13 protein-coding genes and 2 tRNA genes are annotated in these 15,947 nt (G+C 65.2%); 13 read left to right on the top strand and 2 right to left on the bottom strand.

From position 1 onward, the window contains the following. Positions 1 to 19: 19 nt before the first annotated feature. Positions 20 to 352: a hypothetical protein gene (locus K5554_RS02160; protein WP_221039527.1), complete on the bottom strand. Its 333-nt coding sequence runs from the start codon at positions 350 to 352 to the stop codon at positions 20 to 22. Positions 353 to 515: 163 nt separating this feature from the next. On the opposite strand from K5554_RS02160, the gene K5554_RS02155 reads away from it, so the two are divergent. The 3 genes from K5554_RS02155 to gltX all read left to right on the top strand — a co-directional run bounded on the left by K5554_RS02155 (position 516) and on the right by gltX (position 3,011). Further along, positions 516 to 1,184: a hypothetical protein gene (locus K5554_RS02155; RefSeq protein ID WP_221039526.1), complete on the top strand. Its 669-nt coding sequence runs from the start codon at positions 516 to 518 to the stop codon at positions 1,182 to 1,184. Next, positions 1,181 to 1,411: a hypothetical protein gene (locus K5554_RS02150; RefSeq protein ID WP_221039525.1), complete on the top strand. Its 231-nt coding sequence runs from the start codon at positions 1,181 to 1,183 to the stop codon at positions 1,409 to 1,411. The genes K5554_RS02155 and K5554_RS02150 overlap by 4 nt, the downstream gene beginning before the upstream one ends. Positions 1,412 to 1,505: 94 nt before the next feature. Continuing rightward, on the top strand, positions 1,506 to 3,011 hold the full coding sequence (gltX, locus tag K5554_RS02145) for a glutamate--tRNA ligase (protein ID WP_221039524.1): 1,506 nt from the start codon (positions 1,506 to 1,508) through the stop codon (positions 3,009 to 3,011). A gap of 122 nt (positions 3,012 to 3,133) precedes the next feature. Here the strand turns inward: gltX and K5554_RS02140 are convergent, their stop codons facing one another. Then, on the bottom strand, positions 3,134 to 4,267 hold the full coding sequence (locus K5554_RS02140; protein ID WP_221039523.1) for a threonine synthase: 1,134 nt from the start codon (positions 4,265 to 4,267) through the stop codon (positions 3,134 to 3,136). 216 nt (positions 4,268 to 4,483) lie between these two features. Here K5554_RS02140 and K5554_RS02135 point away from each other — a divergent pair, with 216 nt between their 5' ends. From K5554_RS02135 to K5554_RS02090, 10 genes are all read left to right on the top strand, one after another. Further along, positions 4,484 to 4,699 carry a DUF6485 family protein gene (locus K5554_RS02135; protein ID WP_255565470.1) on the top strand — a complete coding sequence of 72 codons (216 nt, stop codon included), beginning with the start codon at positions 4,484 to 4,486 and terminating at the stop codon, positions 4,697 to 4,699. Further along, on the top strand, positions 4,696 to 4,980 hold the full coding sequence (locus K5554_RS02130) for a DUF1294 domain-containing protein (protein WP_221039522.1): 285 nt from the start codon (positions 4,696 to 4,698) through the stop codon (positions 4,978 to 4,980). The genes K5554_RS02135 and K5554_RS02130 overlap by 4 nt, the downstream gene beginning before the upstream one ends. Beyond that, on the top strand, positions 4,965 to 5,648 hold the full coding sequence (locus K5554_RS02125; protein WP_221039521.1) for a molybdenum cofactor guanylyltransferase: 684 nt from the start codon (positions 4,965 to 4,967) through the stop codon (positions 5,646 to 5,648). The genes K5554_RS02130 and K5554_RS02125 overlap by 16 nt, the downstream gene beginning before the upstream one ends. Positions 5,649 to 5,687: 39 nt before the next feature. After that, entirely contained in the window at positions 5,688 to 7,736 is a 2,049-nt protein-coding gene (locus K5554_RS02120) for a molybdopterin-dependent oxidoreductase (protein WP_221039520.1), read from the top strand. A gap of 186 nt (positions 7,737 to 7,922) precedes the next feature. Continuing rightward, positions 7,923 to 7,996 (top strand) — tRNA-Gln (locus K5554_RS02115). A 17-nt stretch (positions 7,997 to 8,013) separates the two neighbouring features. Next, positions 8,014 to 8,089, top strand: a tRNA-Glu gene (locus K5554_RS02110). Positions 8,090 to 8,613: 524 nt separating this feature from the next. Continuing rightward, entirely contained in the window at positions 8,614 to 9,750 is a 1,137-nt protein-coding gene (locus K5554_RS02105) for a DNA repair exonuclease (protein WP_255565569.1), read from the top strand. Continuing rightward, positions 9,743 to 13,318 (top strand): AAA family ATPase, encoded by a 3,576-nt coding sequence (locus K5554_RS02100; RefSeq protein ID WP_221039518.1) that lies wholly within the window; start codon positions 9,743 to 9,745, stop codon positions 13,316 to 13,318. The genes K5554_RS02105 and K5554_RS02100 overlap by 8 nt, the downstream gene beginning before the upstream one ends. Before the next feature lie 239 nt (positions 13,319 to 13,557). Continuing rightward, positions 13,558 to 14,280: an IclR family transcriptional regulator gene (locus K5554_RS02095; protein WP_221039517.1), complete on the top strand. Its 723-nt coding sequence runs from the start codon at positions 13,558 to 13,560 to the stop codon at positions 14,278 to 14,280. 71 nt (positions 14,281 to 14,351) lie between these two features. Further along, positions 14,352 to 15,938: an OPT/YSL family transporter gene (locus K5554_RS02090; RefSeq protein WP_221039516.1), complete on the top strand. Its 1,587-nt coding sequence runs from the start codon at positions 14,352 to 14,354 to the stop codon at positions 15,936 to 15,938. The last annotated feature ends 9 nt before the right edge of the window (positions 15,939 to 15,947 follow it).

The raw sequence follows: 15,947 nt of genomic DNA, 5'->3' as shown, positions 1-15,947 counted from the left end.
GCCTTCCTCTTTTTAGACTTTACTCTTCCGCCGGCTGGACGCTGGGGCCGGCGTTGCAGTCATCGGCGGGCTTCCAAGGTTCTTCCCGGCCGCCGCCGGCGGGGGGCGGGGTTTGGTCCTCACCGCCTCCCTGCGCGGCGCTTTGGGTTTTGCTCATTGCTTGTTGCTTCCACTTGTGGGCCTGGTCGTACAGGTTCAAAGCACCCACCGCGGCGGCGACGGCCGCTTTGCGGAGTTGGCGCCGGGCCCAAGGCGAAAAGGCGATCACGGCGGCCGTCCCCAAAAGAAAACCACCCCAGGAAATACGGCCCCGGCGCCGGAGCATTTTAGACATCTCTTCCCGCCACGCCACTACGCACCCTCCCTTTTCTTGTAAAACAACCTTAACACTAGTTTTAGCCATGGCCGGCGGGCCTATCCCGGTGGGGGCACAAGAGATTGTATCCAGTTTTAGCATAATTTGGCCCCTAAGAGGCAAGAATAGGAGGGTAAACCATTTCAAGCGGGGTGGCGAAATGGCACTTCTGGAACGGATGCGCTACGGCCTGGACCCAGAGACCTTACACGCCGTGCGCGAAGAGGTGCGCCGGGAGCTGGAACGGGAGGAGCGGGAGCGCGCGGGTCGTTTCGGCCGCGGGCGCCCGTCTTGTGATGAAGCGGACGAGGACCCGCCGGCCGGCCTGCCGCTCCGGGCGCGGGTGCTGCGCGGTATCCGCGCGGACCTGCGCCGTGGGCGCGGGCTGAGGAGCCGCATGGAAGGAGCCGAAGATCCCTTTGTCTACCGCGCCCTGGAGGCGCTTTTGGCCGAGGCGGAGGAGCAGGGCCTGACCATACGGGAGCTTATCTTAAGCCTTCCGGAGATCAGCCGCGTGGGTGCCGGCATCCTGCAGCCGCGCCTGCAGCGCTTTTTCCGCTCCGAGCAGGGGAGGAGTTTTCTCCTCGGCATGGGCGCGGCGGTGGTGGTGCTGGCCCTGGTCCCGGCGGCGCAGAAGACGCTGCGGCCCCTGGCGGTGAAGGTGGCGCAAGAGGTCATGGAGATTGCTGAGCAGTTCCAAGCTTCGCTGGGCCAGGCAAAAGAAGGGCTGCAGGACATCATGGCGGAGGCCCAGTTTGCCCGGGCGCAGTCGGCGGTGCAGGCGGCGGGGGAGGCCGCAACCGGCCCGGCCGGGGAGGGTGAAGAGTGACCCCGCCGGCGGTGGCTGAGCTTCAGGCCCAGCTCGAGCGGATAGGAAAGGACCTCAAAGGTGCGGTGGACGCCAGCATCGCGCTGCGCCGCGCCGGCCAGAAAGAGGAAGTCATCCGGTTGTGGCAGAATTTCCTGGGCGATTTCCTCAGCTACATCGTTGCCCGGGGCCGGGCGACAGGCGTGAACCTCCTGAGCGGCCTCACCCTGCCGCCCCTCCACCGCTGACGCCGCACGGCGGCGGGGATGCAATTCCCTGCTGCGTGTGGTATACTGAAACCTGTGACAAGCCTTCGGGTGAAGGCCCACGGGAGGGATTGAAGTGGAGAAAGTGCGCGTGCGCTTTGCGCCTAGCCCTACCGGTAAGCTACATATCGGCGGGGCCCGCACAGCCCTTTTCAACTGGCTGCTTGCCCGCCACACCGGCGGCACCTTTGTGCTGCGCATTGAGGACACGGACCTGGAGCGTTCTACCCGGGCTTCCGTGGACCAGATTATCGCTTCGCTCAAGTGGCTGGGCTTGGACTGGGACGAAGGGCCCGAGATCGGCGGGGAGTACGGGCCGTATTACCAGTCGCAGCGGCTGCACCTTTATGAGGACAAGGCGCAGGAGCTCATCGAAAAGGGCCTGGCCTACCTGTGTTACTGTACGCCGGAGGAGCTGGCGGCCAAGCGCGAGGAGGCCCGGCGTACCGGCCGCCCGCCGCGTTACGACGGGCGCTGCCGCAACCTGAGCGAGGAGGAATGCGCCCGCCTGGCCGCCGAAGGGCGCCAGCCGGTAATCCGCTTCAAGGTACCGGAAACGGGCGAGACGGTGGTCGACGACCTCATCCGCGGCCGTGTGGCGTTCCAGAACAGCATCCTGGATGACTTCGTCCTGGTGAAATCGAACGGCATGCCCACCTACAACTTTGCCTGCGTGGTGGACGACCATGCCATGGGCCTTACCCACATCATCCGGGCGGAGGAGCACCTCTCCAACACCCCGCGCCAGGTGCTCTTATACCAGGCGCTCGGTTATGAGCTCCCGAAATTCGCCCACGTGCCCATGATCCTGGCACCCGACCGCTCCAAGCTCAGCAAAAGGCACGGTGCCACCTCGGTGGAGGAGTTCCGCGAGCAGGGGTACCTCAAAGAGGGCATCATCAACTACCTGGCGCTCCTGGGCTGGTCGCCGGAGGGCACCGACGAGATTATGCCGCTCGAGCGCATCGTTGAGGAGTTCAGCCTGGAGCGCATCTCCAAGAACGCCGCCATCTACGACGTTAAAAAGATGACCTGGATCAACGGCCACTACCTGCGCGAGCTTCCCCTCGAGCGCGTGGTGGAGGAGGCCCTGCCGTTCTTAAAGAAAGAGGGGCTCATCGGTGCGGAGCCGACGGAGGAAGAGCTGGAGCTCGCCACCGCAAGCATTGCGCTGACGCGCGACCGGGCCAAGACACTGGTGGAGCTCACCGACGGCGTAAGTTACTTCTTTAAGGATGACTGGGCGTACGACGAAAAGGGCGTACGCAAGCACTTCGCCTCCGCGGGGACGGCGGAGCGCCTGCGGCAGGCGCGGGAGCGGCTGGCGGGCGTCGAGCCCTTCAGCGCCGAGGCCGTCGAGACGGCCTACCGTACCCTGGCCGCCGAGCTGGGCGTTAAGGCGGCACAGCTTATTCACCCCACGCGCCTGGCCGTGAGCGGGCGTACCATCGGCCCCGGCCTCTTTGAGCTCATGGCGCTCCTGGGGCGGGAAAAGTGCCTGGCGCGCCTGGACCGGGCCGTCGCCTTCATCGAGGCCGGCCTGCCGGCTCCGGAACAGGCGGAGGGTGCGCCGCCGATGTAGAACGGCGACGCCGGACTGCGTCAGCTTGGAAGGCAAAAAGGACGGGAAGCAGCACCTGCCCCCGCCCTTTTTTGTGCCCGGCGCCGGTCGAGCGCCGGGGCGCGATTCAGCACGCGCGCGCCCTACAAGGGCAACTTGTTGCCAAACACCTCCTGCAGCTTATCCGTCGCCTTCAGCCCGCTGCCCGTCAACACCGCCACCGCCCGTTCCGCAGGGCGCAGATCTCCCTGGGCGCGGAGCTTGGTGAGGGCGGCGGCTACGGTGGCCGAGGTGGGCTCGACATACAGGCCGCAGGCGGCCAGCTCCGCCAAAGCCGTGACGATCTCTTCTTCCGTCACGGTGATGAAACGGCCGCCGCTTGCCTGCACGGCTGCCAGCACCTCGCGCCCGCGCGGCGGCGCGGCCGAGGCGATTCCCTCGGCCAGGGTCGGACCCTTGGCGATGCCGGCCGGCTCCGCCGCACCGGCGGCGAAGGCTGCCGCCAGCGGGGCACAGGCGGCGCTTTGCACGGCGATGAGGCGCGGCAGCCGGCCTATGACGCCGGCAGCCGCAAGGAGTTTAAACCCGGCCGCCAGCCCCAGGGCCAGACTGCCGTTGCCCACCGGGATGACGATGCTGTCTGGTGCTGCCCAGCCCAGCTGCTCGGCCAGCTCCAGGGCCAGGGTCTTTACTCCCTCGGCGAAGAGCGGGCTCAGGTTGTGGCTGGCGTAAAACGTGGTCCGAGCGGCCTGAAGGACGGCCCGGGCGGTGTCCTCGCGGCTTCCCCGTACGGGCACCAGGTGTGCACCGGCGAGAGCGACCTGCACCAGCTTCCCTCGGCTGGCCGAAGCCGGCACGTAGATGGTGCAGCCGATCCCGGCGCGGGCGGCGTAGGTGGCCAGCGAGGCGCCGGCGTTTCCAGAGGAATCTTCTACCACATCCTGTATGCCCCAGGCCTTGAGCTGCGAGACCAGCACCGTGGTACCCCGGTCCTTGAAGGACCCGCTGGGGCACAGGTAATCGAGCTTGAAGAGGATCTCCCGGCCGTGCCACTTCACCGGCACGAGCGGCGTCCAGCCCTCCCCCAGTGTCACCGGCTCCGCTCCTGCCGGGAGCGGGAGGACGTGTCGGTAGCGCCAGAGAGAATAATCGTGCCGGTTAATGCTCTCCCGGTCAAAGCGCACCGGCTTGTCCCAGTCAAGGCGGCTGCCGCAGGCACAGCGCCAGCACGGCTCCTCGGCCGGGTAGCGCGCGCCGCAGCGCGGGCAGACAAACAAGGCTGTATCCCCCTTTGTTTCTCGCTTTCATGCTTCCCTTATTCTCTTTCCGCATGCCCGGCGCAAATCCTGCCTCGCCTGGCAGTACCGGGGAAGCAGGCACTCTACCGGGTGGTGCCGCCTTCGCTCTCCGCCGTTCGGGGAAGGAAAAACGGCCGGCGCCCCGAATTTAGGAAAGAGAAAGTCAGCGCCCGAAACCCTGAAGGAGGAGTTGCTGTGCCCGAGTGCAATATGGAACGCAACAAGAAGAACTGCCCCTGCACCTACGAGCCCTGCGCGCGCAAGGGCCGTTGCTGCGAGTGCATCGCCTTTCACCGGAAATACGGGGAACTCCCCGGCTGCCTCTTTCCACCGGAGGTGGAACGGACGTACGACCGCTCCTTGGAAGCGCTTATCCGGGCCAAAGACCGCTGGAGTAAAGACTTGAAATGACCCAAGCGCCTGCACCGTACTTCACTTACTTAGGTGCCGCACTTTTTTTCTACAACCTTGTCGGCGGCGCTCTCATGGGCTGGGACAAGCGGCAGGCCCGGCGTGGCGCCTGGCGGGTACCGGAACGGACGCTCTTCACCCTTGCCTTCACAGGCGCTGCCTTGGGAATCCTGGCCGGCATGTACCTTTTCCGCCACAAGACCCGGCACCTGTCCTTCGTTCTCGGCATCCCGGCCATCATCGCCCTGCAGCTGGGGGTACTCGTATGGCTCAGCCGCTGAGGAACGTAAGCGGTGTGGTGCTGGCGGGAGGCACAGGCCGACGCTTGGGCGCAAGCAAAGCCTACCTTACGCTGGGCGCTCAAACCTTTCTCGAGCTGGCAGTGGAGAAGCTGGGTGCGCTGTGCGCCGAGGTGCTGGTGGTGGGAAACTGCGTCACGCCGCAAGCGAGGCTCGGTGCCCGTTTCCTCCGGGAAGCCGAGGACGCCCCGCCGCACCCGGCGCGCGGGCTGCGGGCGGCCTTACGGCACGCCCGCTACAGCACCTGCCTGGTGCTGGCCGTGGACCTACCCTTGGTGCGGCGGGAGCTTTTGGCGGGGCTCCTAAGCGAAGGCGAGGCCGAGGGAAGCCCCCTCGTTCTCCCGGCGGTGAACGGCTTTCTCGAACCCCTCGTGGGCCTTTACCGCCGGGACCTTCTTCCCCGCCTGGAGGCGCTGGGGTCCGGGCAGGGGCTCCAGGCCTGGGCACGCTCCCTCCCGCCCGGGGAGCTCAAGCTGATCCCGGAGGCGAAGCTGCGCCGCTGGGATCCAGAGCTTGTCTCCTTCCTCAACGTCAACACCTGGGCCGACTACGGGCGCCTTACGGCGTGTGGCCGGCCCTCCCGGGCGGCGGCCGTGCCGGTTGTGCCGCGCTTCTCAGAGAAAAGGACTGGATACGTCCTGCGGGGATAAACCCGGCGGGGACACTGTTTCTCACGCGGGCGAAAAGAGGTGTTTGCCACGAAACGCGCTGTTTGTCCTTTCGATTGTCCTGACACCTGCAGTGTTCTGGTGGCGGATGACGGAAGAAGCTGCCGCGGCGACCCGGCCGACCCGTACACCCGCGGGTTTCTTTGCGCCAAGGGGCGCCGCTACCCTGAGCTGGTCTTTTCCCCTGACCGGCTCCTCACCCCGCTCAAAAGGGTGGGGCCGAAGGGCAGCGCGATCTTTCGGCCGGTGAGCTGGGAGGAGGCCCTGGCGGAAATCGCGGCGCGCTTGGAAGAAACGCTCACCCGCTGGAGCGGCGCGAGCATCCTGCCTTACGCCTCCTCCGGCACCTTGGGAGCCATCCAGGGGCGGGCCGGCGACCCCTTTTTCAACGCCCTCGGGGCCCTTTCCCTGGCCGACACCATCTGCAGCGCCGCCGGCGAGGCGGGGTGGGAGGCCACCCTCGGCCGCCGGCTGGGGACGGATCCCGAGACAGCAGTCGACTGCGACCTTATCCTCATTTGGGGCGCCAACCCGGCCTCGACGCGCCAGCACTTCGTGCCCCTGCTGCAGGAGGCGCGCCGCCGGGGCGCCCGGGTGGTGCTGATAGATCCCTACGCCAGCCGCACGGCCCGCCTGGCCGACCGCCGGCTCTGCCCGCGGCCGGGCACCGACACGGCCCTGGCCCTGGGACTCATGCACGTCCTCTGGCGGGAAGACCTCCTCGACCATGCCTACCTGGAGCGGCATACGGTGGGTTTTTCCGAGTTGGTCCGCCGGGTCCTGCCGCGCTACACGCCCGAGCAGACGGCCGGCATCACCGGCGTCCTCGCCGAAGAGATTGTCGCCCTGGCCCGCGCGTATGCCGCCGCCCAGGCGCCCTTTCTCCTTATCGGTTACGGCCTCTCGCGCCAGCGCGGCGCCGGGCAACTCTTCCGGGCCCTGGCCTGCCTGCCGGCGCTGGTGGGAGCATACGGGCGAAAGCGGGGCGGGGCCCTGTTCTCCACCAGCCAGGGCTTCCCGCTCGACCGTTCGGCGGTGCACCGGGTGGACCTCCGGCCTGTGCCGGCGCGCGTCGTGAACATGCTGGAGCTGGGAAAAGCCTTAGGTGCCATGGCAGAGCAACCCGTTCGCCTGCTTTTTGTTTACAACGCCAACCCGGCGGCCACCTGCCCGGACCAGAACAGCGTGCGCGCGGGCCTGGCCCGGGACGACCTTTTCACCGTGGTGCTGGAGCAGTTTCCCACAGAGACCACGGCCTACGCCGACATCATTCTCCCGGCCACCACCGCCTGGGAGCACGCCGACCTCTACAGCGCTTACGGCCACTACTACCTCAAGTGGGCGGAGGCGGTGCTGCCGCCGCGCGCGGCGGCGCGCAGCAACCTGGCGGTCTTCCAGGAACTGGCCGGCCGGCTGGGACTTAAAGACCCGGTGTTTTCGCTGACAGCCCGGCAGTGGGCCGAGCAGGTGGTGCGGCGCGGGCCGGGCGGCTTAAGCGACGACCAGTGGGCCGCGCTCTGGCGCGGCGAGCCGGTGCGGGTGTTGCCGCGGGGCGCGAACCCGTTTGCGCACGGTTTTCCCACGCCCTCGGGCAAGCTTGAGATCTATTCCGCGACCCTGGCCGCCCAGGGCCTGCCGCCGCTGCCGGACTACCAGGAAGACGAACCTTCCGCGGACGCCGATACACTGCACCTCATCACTGCCCACCCACACGACTTCATCAATTCCAGCCTAGTGCCGCCGGCACGGGCGCGCGGCGGGGGGAAGCGGCCGGTGCTGGTGCTTAACCCCGCGGATGCCGCCGACCGCGGGCTCAAGGACGGAGACCTGGTGCGCGCCAAGAGCGCCCAGGGTGAAGTCGATCTTCCCCTGGCGGTGAGCGCGGCCATCCGGCCCGGCGCCGCCTACATCCAGGGCCTGGTCGACCCTACCTCCGCGCCCGGCTGGAGCGTGAACTTCCTCACCTCCCAGCGCCTTTCCGACTTCGGCGGCGGCAGCACCTTCAGCGACAGCCGGATCAAGGTCAGTAAGGCCGGCGAAAGGGGCGGGGACGCAGGTGGAGATCATTGAACCGCCGGCTATCCGCGGCATTCCGGCTCCCTGACTCGAACGCGCTTCATAAGCGCACTTCAATCGCAACATACGCCGAACGCCTTTTGGCCTGCGCCCCAGCCTGAACCTGCCGCGTGTAGGCTGCGGCGGGGTTTCCCTTGACTTTCCGGATTGCCTGTGCTAAGATATGTGTTGTCGAAACGCTGCGGGATGGTGTAGCGGTAGCACACATGACTCTGGATCATGTTGCCTAGGTTCGAATCCTAGTCCCGCAGCCAATTTTTTTGTGTCTTGCGGCCCCGTGGTCTAGTGGTCTAGGACACCGCCCTTTCACGGCGGCAACAGGGGTTCGAGTCCCCTCGGGGCTACCAAACGTAGCACAGCCAAGCTCCCGGTGCCGAAGTGGTGCCGGGAGCTTTTTTGTAAGCAGGCCGGTTGCCACAAACCGCCCCGCAACCGTCCTCTTGGTTGCCTCTGGGCAAAGCAGAGCGCTTTTCAGGGATGTATCCCGTATGCGCAATGAGGTTGCGGCAGCATGAAAGGAAACATTTAGACTATGGGGGTCCACCTAAAAAATTCCACCCCCGGTGACGGGGGAGGGATGCCGCTGGGCTGAATGGGATGCACAGCGGGGCAGAAAAACGGCCCGGCCGAGCCGGGCGTCAAGTATATAGAAGAAGGGGGGTATTGGATAGCTCTCTTATAAGGTACCAGATCTGTGTTAAGCGGAGGTGACAGGAAGTTTGCACGTTGCTTAAGAAAGGCCGCGGCGGCCGCTTTTTTCTTTTAACCCGCCGGCCTCTGACGGGGGTGGATGTGCTAAAATGGTAGAAAGGCATTCCGTACCGAGACACCAAGGGGAAAGGGGTGACCCCCGGTTCGGTCGGGGAGCGTGATGGTTAGAATCCTGCACGTGGCCGACCTGCACTTGGGTTGGGAGCCGCGGTTTTTAGGGCCTAAGGCGGAGGAGTGGCAGCGCCGGCGCGACGATCTTCTGACAGCGGTGGTGGACTACGCCGTGGCGCCGGAACACGGCATTGACCTGGTGCTGATCGTAGGGGATCTGTTCGACACCCATAAGCCCGGGCCGGCACTGGTGAACCAGGTTGAGGCCCAGCTGCGACGGTTGGTGGAGCACGGGCGGCAGGTGGTAACCGTGCCGGGCAACCACGACGAAATCTCTTACCCTGACTCCGTCTACCGCCGGGCGGCCGGCGTGTGGCCGGGCATTCTGGTCCAAAATCCACAGCCCGATCTGGTGGCGACCTTGAACATCAGGGACGAGACCTGCTATCTCTACTCACTGGCCTACACCGGAGGTCTCACCCGCACCGATCCGCCCATCGCCGATTTCCCCTGCAACGGCCAGCCGGGCTGGCACATCGCCGCCTTCCACGGCTCGCTCAACTGGAACGCGGGCGACCGCAGCCTGCCGCTGGCGGAGGCGGCGCTGGGGCGGGCGGGTTACAACTACGTGGCCCTGGGGCACATACATAAGCGGACGGAACGGGTACTGGGCAGAGGAGTTGCCGTGTACCCGGGCGGTCTGGCCGCGAAGGGCTGGTCGGACCCGGGCACGGGACGGCTCACGGTGGCAACCCTCTCCGGCAGCGGGGTGCGCACGGAAACGGTCGTCCTCGACCACCCGGGGTGCTGCACCTGCCGCACCCTGGAGGTGGACGCCGGCATGTACGGCTCCGCGGCCGAGCTTGCGGACGGCCTTAAAGCGCGGCTCGGGCAAAAAGATATCGCCTGCGTGCACCTGACCGGCAGTCCCAGTTACCCGGTGGAGCCGCAGCACCTCCAGGAACTCTTAGCTCCTTGTTGCTACTACCTGGAGGTGCGCGACGAAACGGCGGCCGCTGCGCCGGGAGCACTGGAGGCCTGGGCGCGCGAGACCACATTGCGCGGCTATTTTGTCCGCCGGATGAAGGCGCGCCTGGCGGCTGTGCACGATGAACGGGAACGCCGCCTGGTGAGCCGGGCGCTCACCTGGGGCCTCAAAGCGCTGGGAGGTGAGGCGGGTGAGTAAAAAGATCCGCTGGCAGCGGCTGGTGCTCCGCGGTTTCGGGCGCTTCGCGGGCGAAGTGGAGCTTACCTTTCACCCCGGCCTGAACCACGCCGTGGCCCCCAACGAGCAAGGAAAGTCCACCTTGGTGGCCGGGCTGGCGGCGGTGCTCTTCGGGCTGCCGGCCAGCAGCGATCCTGCCCGACGCGGTAAAGCCCGTTACCGTAACTGGGCGGAGCCCGAGCGCTTTGAGGGCGAGGTTTACTTTAGTGTCGACGGCACCACCTACCGCGTTCAGCGCGATTTTGACAGCGACCGGGTGACCCTCAGCCGTAAGGACGGCAACCGCTGGACGCAACTCGCGGGCGGCGAGCACCGCGCGCGGGCCCGGAAGCGCAATTTGACCTATGAAGAGTCACTGGCGGGCCTCATCGGCATCGCTTCGGCCGACCTTTTCTGGTCCACCTTTTGTGTGGGCCAGCCGCCGCCCGAGCCCGGGCAAATCAGCCACAGCGTGCAGCAACTGCTGGCCGGTGCCGGCGCCACGGGGGCGGAGGCGCTGGCATTTTTGGAGGAACACCTGGAGAAAAAGACCCGCTACACCGGGCGCCTGGGCGTGACCGGCCGGGACAAGAACAAGGACCGCGAGCTGGAGAGACTGCAAGAAGAAAAAAGGAACCTGGAGCAGGCCGTGAAGGAAAGCGCCGCCGGCGTTGACGCACAACACGCCCTGCAGCAGGAGTTGAGCCGGTTGGAGCAAGAAAAAAAGGACACCCAGGATGCCCTCACCGCCAAGGAGGGGCTCTACCAGGGCTGGAATCGCTGGCGGCTGTTACGCGACCAGTATGAGGCGGCACTTAAGGAGCAGGTAAAGCTGGAGGAGGCCCGAGAGCAGGCTGCCCAGCTAGAGAGGCAATTGGCCCTGGTGAACGCCGGCTTGGCCGAAGAGTACGAGGAGTTTCAGGAAGCACCTCCGGGGGTCAAGGATAGGTTGGACGAACTCCTGGCCACCGCGGAAGAGCTGAAACGCCTCCAAGCGGAAAGCGCGGGCCTTGAGCAGCGAATAGAAGACCTCCGCACGGAAAGCAGGGCGCTGGAGGAAAAGCTGCACGGCCCGCTGGCGGCGGCCGTAGGGCGGCCGCACCTGGTGCGGGATCACCAGGAACTGGTGCGCCGGCTGGCGGAGGCACGCGACTTGGCGGCACGCCTGGCCGACCTGGAACGGCGCGCCAGGGAAGCTGAGGCGGTGCTCGAGGAGGTACAAACCTGGGCAGCGCTGGGCGACAGACCCCTGGATTTTTACCGCCGTACCGCCCGGGCGGCGCTGGAGAAATATGAGGGCCTGCAGGCGCGCGCCCGCGCCCTGGCGGCCAAGCAAAAGGAACTGGCCGAGCGTTACGGTTTCTTTGCCGCCGCGCCCCCGGAGCTTTTGGCCCAGTGCCGGGATTATCACACCCTGACCCGCGAACGCGAGGGAGCCAGGGACAGGGCGCAGGCCGCACTTAAGGCGGCCGAAGCCAAGCTGGTGCGGCAGAAACAGCAAGAGGAGAAACTTAAGCAGCAGTTCGCCGACGTGGCCGACCTGCCCCCGGACAGCGCCGCGCTGCTCGATGAGAAACTGGCGTTGGCCGCGGCCCGGCAGCGTCTAGAGGAAAAAGCCGCCGCGCAGCGGCAAAAGGCGGGTGGGACAGGCTTGTGGGTGGCCGGGGCGGCTCTACTTGTGGCGGCGGCGGTGCTTTGGGCCGCGGGGCATGCGGCTGGCCTTGCGCTGGCCCTGCTGGCGGCCGGGGCAGGACTTTGGATCTACGGCGCGGCCGCCGGGCGCCGGCGTGCTCCGGCGGCCGACCCGGAGCGGGCGCGAGTTGCAACCGCGCTCGAGGCCCTGGATGCCAGACTCGGGTCACTCGCCGTCCTGCCCCTGCCCGAGCTGGCGGCCCGGCGCGAGCGGCTGCGGCTCTGGGAAGAGCAGCGGCGCGAACTTACGGCGGCGGCTGCGGACCTGCCTACGGAAGACGAGCTCGCCGCTTTGCGGGAGCAGGCGGCGCGGGCGGAAAAGGACCTGGAGAGTTTTCGGGAAGAGCTGGCACCGGTGTGCGCCCAGTTTGCCGACCCCCAGGCCGCGTATTTGGCCTGGCAGGGGCTGGTACAGGCGGTGGCGGAGCTGGAAAAGGAGTTGGCAGGGGCGGCCGAGCGGGATTTCGGCCGGCTGGCCGCCCAGATCGCGGCGGCCCCCCTGGAGAGTGTAGCGCTCTGGCGGGACCTGCAGCCTCTGGCAGAAGCCGTGGGCCGGGACGTACCGACGGTGGGCGACGCTGTGCGCTGGCTGGAGGCATTAACCCCGGCCGAGTGGGAGAGCTGGCGGCGGGCGGCGGAGCGGTATCGCGCAGCTGAAGAAGAGCTGCGCACCTTAGGCATTCAGCGGGCAGAACTGGAAAAGCCGGATGCAACCGGAAAGAGCCGGCGCGAGCAGCTGGAGGCAGGTATCCAGGCCCTGCGCGCCGCTATTCATCCCTTCAACGAAAACACCCCGGCGGCGGAGATCGCCGGGCTGGTGGCGGCCTGCCGGGAGGCGGAGCAGGAGCTGCAAGAAAAGCTGGCGGTGGTAAAAAATGAAACAGACAACCTGGCCAAGCTGAAAGAGAAGCTCAGGGCACTCCAAGAGAAGGAAGCAGGCTTGCGGCAAGAGCTGGCGCCTATTTTGACCCCCGCAGGCGGCAGCGCGGCGGCGGCCAAAGCGCGCTGGCTGGCATGGCAGGAAAAAGAAACGGTGCGGCAGGGCCTGGCGTCGCGCTTGGAGGGTTTGCTCAAGGGGCAGGGCGCGGCCAGCCTAACGGACCTCAGCGCCAAGGCCCTGGATGCCGCCAATACCGCCCTCGCCATTAAGCGGGAGTGGGAAAACCTCATCGCCGGCCGCCCGGGCCTCCCGAGCACGGCCCAGGCGCAAGAGCGGGCAGAACTGGAGAAGGAGTACAGCGCGCTGGAGCGGGCGCGCGCGGAGCTGGCGCAAAAGAAAAAGGCCCTGGAAGACGACATCTACGCGAAAAACAAGGAGCTGAGCGCCCTCCTCGGCCGGCGGGTGATCAATATTGCCGCGGCCCAGGATAGACTTAAAGAACTGGAAGATGAGTGCGCGCGGCTGGAGCTCGAGGCGGAAGCCCTGGCCCTGGCCCACCGTGAGCTGGCGGCGGCGCGCGACGAGTTTAGTGCGGCGTACCGGGAGCGCCTGGCCCGGCGGGCAAGCGGGTACTTCGCGGCCTTCACCGGGGTCCCGGGGCGCCAGGTGCTCTTTGATACAGAATTCGACGTCAGCATCGCGGAGCCGGATGGCCAAGTGGTGGCCATCGCTCAGCTCAGCCAGGGGGCGCAGGACCAGCTGCAGATCGCCCTGCGCCTGGCGATTGCCGACCTCGTCGCGGGCAACTTCAACCTGCCGCTAATCTTCGACGATCCTTTTCTCAACTTTGACAGCGAGCGCCTGGCCCAGCTCCAGGCCACGCTCACCGAACTAGGGAAGGAGCGACAGATCATCCTTCTTTCCCACCAGGAAACGTACCGGACCTGGGGCGAGCCGCTGCAGTTTTGTGGAAGCTAGTACCCGCGCAGGCCAGGGGCTTACCATGGCTGGAAAAAGCAGAGGCAGATAAGCGAAACCCCGCTCAAGCGAGCGGGGTTTTTATATCTTTTTTTATATCTTTGAGGAGGAATATCACGACCGAACGAAGAATATAAATTGAAAAACAAGGCAACCATATTGCGATAATCGCAACCAGGAAAGGAAGGCGGTGCGTCACGGGTCCAAAAGAACAGACACGGAAAGATACACTGCACACCTTGGACAAGAGCCTGGAACTTCTCTTTTGTTTTGAGGAGCAACCGGACTGGAGTCAAACGGAACTGTCTCAGCGGCTGGGCCTGCACAAAACCATCGTGCACCGGATATTACGAACGTTTTGCCGGCACGGGGTCTTAGTGCGCAGTCCCGCGAATAAACGTTACCGCCTCGGTCTGCGCGTTTGGGAGTTGGGCAATCTGGTAAACCAGCACCAGGAGTTTTTGGAGCATGCCAGACAGGTCATGGCACGCCTGGCAGAGGATTCAGGAGAATCAGTGTTTCTCAACAGCGTAGTAGGTTTTGAAGGGCTGGTGGTCCTGGTACAAGAAGGACCGCAGGCCGTCAAAGTTACCTACAGCGCCGGCCGGCGGGTGCCCCTTTACGCGGGCGCATCGGGCAAGGTGCTGCTGTCAACTTTTTCTGCAGAGCAGCTACAGGACTTTTTTACCAGCGTACAGCTTAAACCTTTCACCCCTGCCACTATTACCGACGCGGAGACCCTGCGGCAGGACCTGGAACGCATCCGGACTCAAGGTTACGCGTACAGCATCGGGGAATTAGATGAGGGGGTTGCCGCCCTGGCCGTGAAACTGGACACGGCTGCGTATCCAGGGACAGTTGGTTTAAGTATTGGTGGTCCCGCTTTTCGCTTTGCAGGAAGAGTGTCGGAGTTGCTGCGGCTGTTGCAGGCGGCGGCGCATGCATTGGACCATGTGAAGTAAGGGGGGTCGACGAATCTGCTGCAAAGCACGTCCAAGAGGGTTGCTTAAGAAAGAAGAGGAGGCGAGTTGAAATGAAGGAAGGGAACCGGCACGTACGGGCCTTGGAACCTGCAACCTTAGTGATCAGCCTGCTCATGGCCGCCTTTGCCGCTGTCATCTGTATGCAGATTATCTCGCGCATTGGTATCACTCCTAACACGTCAATAGTCGGCGCCATCCTGGCCATGATCCTGGCGCGGATTCCCTTTGGGGACTTGACGCGCTTCCGTTCCCTCGAACGGCAAAACCTCGTCCAAACCATGGCCTCGGCAGGCGGCTTCGCCGCGGCAAACTGCGGCCTGCTTGCGGTTGGCATTGTCTTCTTGCTCGGCCAACCCAACCTGGTGATTCCCATGCTGATCGGTTCGGCCTTCTCAACCCTCATCGGCATCTGGTTTGCCTGCAGCCTTTATGACTCAGACGTGTACCCGGCGGCTGCCGCCTGGCCCCCGGGCGTGGCCACGGCGGAAGCCTTGATCGCCGGCGACGAGGGCGGACACCGCGCTATGCGGCTGGTCCAGGGGATACTGTTGGGGGTTGTCGGCACGCACTTTAAGCTGCCGATGGCGGGAATTGGCATTGTGTTTATCGCGAACATATTTGCCATGGCATCCCTGGGTGTCGGCCTAGTGATCCGGGGCTATTCACCGCTCCTTTTAGGCATCGATTTAGGGAAAACCTATATTCCTCACGGCGTGATGATTGGAGCGGGCTTTATTTCCTTGCTGCAGGCCCTGGCCATCATCAACCGCGGTTCAAAACGCAAACCAGAAACGCCGCGGCAGGAGGTCTCTAAAGAGAAAGAGGTGCAATGGGAACCCACGGTAACGGGCGAGCGAGTGAAGCAGGTGCTGGGCCATGGAACACTGCTCTACCTGGGCGGTGCCGTTGTCATGGCTCTGGTTGCGGGAATCGTCAGCCAGATGACGGCCGTCCAGCTGCTCATCTGGGTGGTATGGGCGGGCCTCTCCGCAGTCATCGCGGCTGTACTGGTGGGGCTGAGCGCCATGCACTCCGGCTGGTTCCCGGGGTTCGCCATCTCGGTCATCTTCCTTACCATCGGTATGTTTCTTAAGATACCGGCGCTGCCGCTGGCTTTGCTGACCGGCTACGTGGCTTCTGCGGGTCCCTGCTTCGCCGACCTGGGATATGACCTGAAAACGGGCTGGCTACTGCGCGGGCGGGGCAAGGATGTGGAGTATGAACTGGACGGGCGCCGGCAACAGCTTATTGCCGAATTGGTCGGCGGCCTGGTGGCCATGGTAGTGGTCTTCCTCTTCATGAACATGCACTTCAAGCTGGATATGCTGCCGCCCGTAAGCCGCGTCTTTGCCGCCACCGTCAAAGCCGGAGCCAACCCGGACATCCTGCGCCAGCTAATCATCTGGGCAATTCCCGGTGCCATCCTGCAGGGTATTGGTGGCTCAGGAAAGGCCATGGGCATCCTCTTCGCGACCGGCCTCTTGATTCAAAACCCGATCTACGGTATAGGTGTCCTGGCGGCGGTGGTTGTACGCCTTGTCTTCGGAACCAAGTTCATGGAGGTGCGCGACGCAGGCCTGATTGCCGGCGATGGGATTTACGGCTTTGTGAGTGCGGTGGTCAGGACCATGTTCTAAGGAGCTGAG

Origin of the sequence: Gelria sp. Kuro-4, from assembly GCF_019668485.1 — a bacterium.
Taxonomy (GTDB): Bacteria; Bacillota; DTU030; order DUMP01; family DUMP01; genus DUMP01.
Note: the sequence above shows the minus strand (reverse complement) of the source record. Positions and strands in the feature narration are given on the sequence as shown.